1 protein-coding gene is annotated in these 1,250 nt (G+C 62.6%); it reads left to right on the top strand.

What is annotated here, in order from left to right:
- Nucleotides 1-90: 90 nt before the first annotated feature.
- Nucleotides 91-1,233 (top strand): IS481 family transposase, encoded by a 1,143-nt coding sequence (locus tag AC07RN_RS20880; protein WP_478337201.1) that lies wholly within the window; start codon nt 91-93, stop codon nt 1,231-1,233.
- The last annotated feature ends 17 nt before the right edge of the window (nt 1,234-1,250 follow it).

A 1,250-nucleotide genomic window follows, 5' to 3' on the forward strand; every position in this document is an offset into this window, starting at 1 on the left:
TGTACGGTCCGGGGACATCATGAACACTTGTTCGGGGACATGGTAGACACTTACAACTAAGGCATACGAACCCCTTTTCCGGAGTCGCTTATGCCGTGGGATGCGAGAGATACCATGTCATTACGTACCGAATTTGTCCTTTTCGCCTCGCAGGACGAGGCGAATATCCGGGCACTGTGTCGCCGGTTCGGCATTTCGCCTGCCACCGGCTATAAGTGGCTAAACCGCTGGTCGCAGGAAGGCCCTCCCGGCCTGGCTGACCGTTCCCGGGCACCGCATCATTCCCCGAACCGCTCTCCCGGTGACATGACTGACCTGCTGCGTATGGCCCATGCCGCTCACCCGCGCTGGGGCGCCCGCAAGATTAAGCGCTGGCTGGAAGACCGCGGACACCCCATGCCCGCCTTCAGCACCGTCCATCATCTGATGGCCTGCCATGGCCTGCTTCCGGGCGCCCCTCCGGACATGCCGGCAACGGGCCGCTTTGAACATGACGCCCCGAACCGGCTCTGGCAGATGGATTTTAAGGGCCACTTTCCCTTTGGCGGCGGCCGCTGTCATCCGCTTACGCTCCTGGACGACCATTCCCGGTTCTCGCTGTGCCTGGCTTCCTGCGCCGATGAACGGCGTGAGACCGTGCAGGCGCAGCTGGTCAGGGTGTTCGGGCGCTACGGCCTGCCGGAGCGGATGACGATGGACAACGGCGCGCCCTGGGGCGACACCACGGGCACCTGGACCGCGCTGGAGCTGTGGCTGATGCGCCTGGGTATCCGGGTTGGCCACTCGCGGCCGTATCACCCGCAGACGCAGGGCAAGCTGGAGCGTTTTCACCGCAGCCTGAAGGCGGAAGTCCTGCAGGGGAAGTGGTTCGCAGACAGCGGTGAGCTGCAGCGGGCCTTCGACCAGTGGCGGACGGTGTATAACCTCGAACGGCCTCACGACGGGCTGGAGATGGCGGTGCCGGCGTCGCGCTATCAGCCGTCTGCGCGGCAGTACAGCGGCGCGGTGACGCCACCGGAATACGATGAAGGTGTGCTCGTCAGAAAGGTGGATATCAGCGGAAAACTGAGCGTGAGAGGCATCCGTCTGAGTGCCGGCAAGGCGTTCAGGGGAGAGCGTGTCGGGCTGAGGGAGAGCGGTGAAGACGGAAAATATGAAGTGTGGTGGTACAGCACGAAAGTGGGGGTGGTCGACCTGAAGAAAAAGTCGATCACCCTGGGTAAAGGATGTTAAAAAGTGTTCACCATGTC

Source organism: Lelliottia sp. GFLA7, assembly GCF_056490165.1.

Excerpts from the sequence above, each read along its gene's own strand:
- AC07RN_RS20880 (WP_478337201.1), top strand. The coding sequence starts at position 91 with ATGCCGTGGGATGCGAGAGATACCATGTCATTACGTACCGAATTTGTC.